Annotated in this window: 3 protein-coding genes; all 3 read right to left on the reverse strand. The window is 37.1% G+C overall.

The window, feature by feature from the left end; all coding sequences use genetic code 11:
* Positions 1–74: 74 nt before the first annotated feature.
* Positions 75–1,478: a SpoVR family protein gene (locus RT445_RS23045; RefSeq protein WP_274794560.1), complete on the reverse strand. Its 1,404-nt coding sequence runs from the start codon at positions 1,476–1,478 to the stop codon at positions 75–77.
* Positions 1,479–1,522: 44 nt separating this feature from the next.
* Positions 1,523–2,680, reverse strand: a complete 1,158-nt coding sequence (gene yhbH / locus RT445_RS23050; RefSeq protein ID WP_274794561.1) for a sporulation protein YhbH — start codon at positions 2,678–2,680, stop codon at positions 1,523–1,525.
* Between the two features lie 173 nt (positions 2,681–2,853).
* Positions 2,854–4,579: PrkA family serine protein kinase (locus RT445_RS23055; RefSeq protein ID WP_313471677.1), on the reverse strand; the 1,726-nt coding region annotated here is incomplete at its 5' end.

Here is a 4,579-nt window from a genome sequence, read left to right on the forward strand (position 1 = left end):
AACTGAAGAAGGTGAATAAACGATCTAAAAAACTTCTATCTGTTCGAGCAGGTTCAACAGATAGAAGCTTTTGGTTACACATTGCGTTTATAGTTTTTTGTACCATCAAAGGAGTAAAGCATTGGTTTATTATCCACATACGTCTCTAAATGAACCGGACGTCCCCACAGCTGATAAATATATGGCAATACATTTTCTAAATAATGAGGGTCTAGCTCCATTCCTTCGTAGCCATGCACTAAATAAAGCTCACCATTACGTAAATAATCACCATTTTTCACCACAATATAAGGAAAGCCACCATTGACACGCATCGATACAAGCTGATCTCGAACCATCTCATGATCCTTATCAGTAATACGATACTCATTACCTTTCTTTTGGAACAAATATAAATCTTCACGCTTCGCTAAATCCTTAGTTAAGTAGTTTCGGATAAAGGAAATATCGGATTCTACCTCTCTTACCTCAAAAATCTTTTCACGCCCCGAATTTGGCAGTACACCTAACTTCTTCATTTCCTCTGTAGGGTTATTATAGCGATTTTCAATATCTTCAAATATTTTAATCCCGAGGTAATATGGATTTATCGATGTTTTGGAGGGTTGCACGACCCCTGCATTTAATTTTGCATATTCGATGGTCTCAGCGGTTGTTAGCTTTAACTCCCGCATAATTCGTTGGTGCCAGAAGGATGCCCATCCCTCATTCATGATTTTCGTTTCTAATTGAGGCCAAAAATAAAGCATTTCCTCCCGCATCATCGTTAATATATCACGTTGCCATTCTTCCAACTCACGACTATGCTCCTCTAAAAACAACAGCAGGTCCTTTTCTGGCTGCGGCGGAAATTGCTTTAATCTGCGGCGGATAGGTTTATAAACTTTTTCCTTTTCTTCTATGCTCCACAAATCATCATATGGTGATTTTGTTGGTGGTTTTTCCTCATCAAGCTCATCGTCCTCACTCCAGGATAACTTCGGTCGTAAAATAGATGGATCAATATGTTCTTGAATCGCTAAAACTGCATCTAAAAACTGTTCAACCTCATCTTTGCCATATTCTCGTTCATAGCCAGCTATACGCTCAGCCGTTGCGGTCATGCTCTCTACCATATCTCTTCTTGTATTGGAAAAACGGACATTATTTTTAAAGAAATCACAGTGCGCTAAAACGTGGGCGATAATTAATTTATTTTGGGTCAATGTATTTGTATCAAGTAAAAAAGCATAGCATGGATTAGAATTAATGACGAGCTCATAGATTTGGCTAAGTCCTAAATCATATTGAAGCTTCATTTTATGAAACTGTTTTCCAAAGCTCCAATGAGAAAAGCGGGTAGGCATACCGTAGGCACCAAATGTATAAATGATATCCGCTGGACAAATTTCATAACGCATTGGATAGAAATCTAAGCCAAAGCTAGTGGCAATTTCGGTAATTTCATCTATTGCTCGATGAAGCTCTTTCGTGTCCATTTTACGTCCCCTCCTTTGAACGTGATGCTAATCAAACAATCATACTATTCTTCATTTTTCTTAAAAAAGCTCTTTAAGGCATCATATACATCGCCTTTTTTTCTCAAAATATGATATCTAAATTTGGGATCATCAATTTTCTTATACGTATACATAAGTGTTGAGAAACGATTATGCTGATTGACTTCACCATAGCCAAACATGCTGGATACATCCATTAATTCTCCTACTAGTTTCAAACATTTTTCATTATCCATCGAAATATTTTCACCATCTGAAAAATGGACAGGATAAATATTGTAGCGAGATGGATGATATTTATCCTGTATCAATTCCAATGCCTTTTTATAAGCTGAAGAACAAATAGTTCCCCCACTCTCTCCCTTCGTGAAAAACTCCTCTTCTGTGACAACCTTCGCCTCCGTATGATGGGCAATAAATTCAATCTCCACCGTTTCATATTTTGACCGTAAGAACTTAGTCATCCAAAAGAAGAAACTACGTGCACAATATTTTTCAAAGGATCCCATCGAGCCACTTGTATCCATCATGGCAAGCACTACTGCTTTGGATTCTGGTTTTTCAACCTCATCCCACGTTTTGAAACGTAAATCATCATTATGGATAGGTGTTATTTCCGCTTTTCCATACATCGCATTTCGCTTTAACGCATTTAAAATGGTACGTTTTTTATCAACGTTACCCATTAACCCCTTTTTGCGAATATCATTAAACTCAATTTTTTCGGTTTTAATATCTGCCTTTTCTTTTTGCTGTAGATTGGGTAACTCAAGTTCATGAAATAAGATGTTTTGAATTTCCTCAATACTTACTTCCGCTTCATAATAATCTTGGCCAGGCTTGTCACCCGCTTCTTTTCCTTTACCTTGCGCCTGATTTGCTTTACTGCCATCCCGCGCCACTACATCTCCAACATTACTATCGCCTTGTCCTTGCCCTACATGCTTAGAGTTATCATAGTTATAACGAATTTTATATTCATCAAGTGAACGAATCGGTATTTTAATAACCTCGCGACCATTGGACATCACAATACTTTCTTCACTAACTAAATCTGGTAAATTATTTTTAATCGCATCTTTCACTTTTTCCATATGACGTTGCTGGTCTTGGTGCCCTTTACGATGGAGGGACCAATTTTCCTGAGAGATAACAAAGCGTTTATTTTCGTGTTCAGTCATTTTTATCCTCACCCATCTATCAAATTCGCTTTTTCTATACTATGCTTGTGAGCCAAATTCTTGAACTTTTTTCGTAAAATCAATTGTGCATCTAATGAAAACCTTATTTTGATAATAAAAGGAGTGCCCTAAAAATGGGACACTCCTATCTGACTTGTAAACGTAAAAGTCAATTAACGATTGAGTAGACTACCTACATATTGTAGCAGCTCGTTTGCCGATGTGGTGTTATAGCCATGCTCATCTACGAGCCTTGCTACGACTTCATTTATTTTCTTCAGTTGCGATTCATCTGGCATTTTAGAGGAAGTTGTAATTTTCACAACATCCTTCAAATCTGCAAACAATTTCTTTTGTATCGCTTCTCGTAATCTTTCATGAGAATTATAGTCAAAACGTTTGCCTTTTCGTGCATAGGCTGAAATTCGAATGAGAATCTCCTCACGGAATGCCTTTTTAGCATTTTCTGATATTCCAATTTGCTCCTCAATCGAGCGCATTAATTTTTCATCAGGGTTCATTTCCTCACCAGTCAGTGGATCATAAAGCTTATTTTTATTACAAAATGCCTCTACATTGTCTAGATAGTTGTTCATTAATGTTTTCGCAGATTCTTCATATGAGTATACAAAAGCCTTTTGTACTTCATTTTTAGCAATTTCATCGTACTCTCTACGAGCAACCGCAATATAATTCATGTACTTTTCGCGATCCTCTTGAGAAATAGATGCATGCTGATCCAATCCATCCTTTAGAGCTCGTAAGACATCTAAAGCATTTATAGATGGTACTTCTTTGCGAATAATAGCAGAAGAAATACGGTTAATAATATAGCGTGGATCAATACCGTTCATTCCTTCGTTCGGAAACTCTTTTTTCAGCTCCTCTAAGTCAACGGAATTAAATCCCTCCACATTTTCTCCGTCGTACAAGCGCATTTTCTTAATTAGATCCACACCTTGTTTTTTCGGTACTTCTAATCTAGTCAGAACCGAAAAGATTGCTGCAGCCTTTAAAGCATGCGGTGCAATATGGACGTGGGACATATCACTCTCTTTTATCATCTTTTCATAAATATGCTCTTCCTGACTTACTTTAAGGTTATATGGAATTGGCATAACGATAATTCGAGAATGTAATGCCTCGTTCTTTTTATTAGAAATAAAGGATCGATATTCTGTTTCATTCGTATGAGCAACGATTAACTCATCTGCACTAATTAAAGCAAATCTACCCGCTTTAAAATTCCCTTCCTGTGTTAGGGATAATAAATTCCATAAGAATTTTTCATCAAGCTTCAGCATTTCTTGGAATTCCATCATTCCTCTATTGGCCTTGTTCAGCTCACCATCGAAACGATAAGCACGAGGATCAGACTCTGAGCCAAATTCGCCAATTGTAGAAAAATCAATACTTCCTGTTAAATCAGCAATATCTTGTGATTTAGGGTCTGATGGTGTAAATGTTCCTATACCAACACGTTTGTCTTCTGAAAAAGTAATACGTTCAATCATTACGTTTTCAATACGCCCTTCGTATTCCTTTTCAAGACGCATCGTATTTAAAGGCGATAAACTTCCTTCAATTCTTATGCCATACTCTTCAAAAAAGTCATTACGTAAATGATGTGGAATCAAATGCAGTGGATCTTCATGCATCGGACATCCCTTAATTGCGTAAACCGCACCCTCATCTGTGCGTGAGTATTGCTCTAATCCGCGTTTCAATAAAGTAACTATTGTGGATTTACCACCACTTACAGGTCCCATTAATAATAAAATACGTTTTCTAACATCTAACCTGCGTGCTGCTGGATGGAAATATTCCTCCACCAGTCTTTCAATTGCTGTTTCAAGCCCAAAAATTTCTTGTCCGAAAAATTTGTACATTTTTTGCCCA

It is taken from the genome of Lysinibacillus sp. (assembly GCF_032093475.1).
Taxonomy (GTDB): domain Bacteria; phylum Bacillota; class Bacilli; order Bacillales_A; family Planococcaceae; genus Lysinibacillus; species Lysinibacillus irui.

What these genes read in the sequence shown, in the direction of transcription:
- RT445_RS23045 (WP_274794560.1), bottom strand. Translation starts at nt 1,478, where the DNA reads ATGGACACGAAAGAGCTTCATCGAGCAATAGATGAAATTACCGAAATT.
- yhbH (WP_274794561.1), bottom strand. Translation starts at nt 2,680, where the DNA reads ATGACTGAACACGAAAATAAACGCTTTGTTATCTCTCAGGAAAATTGG.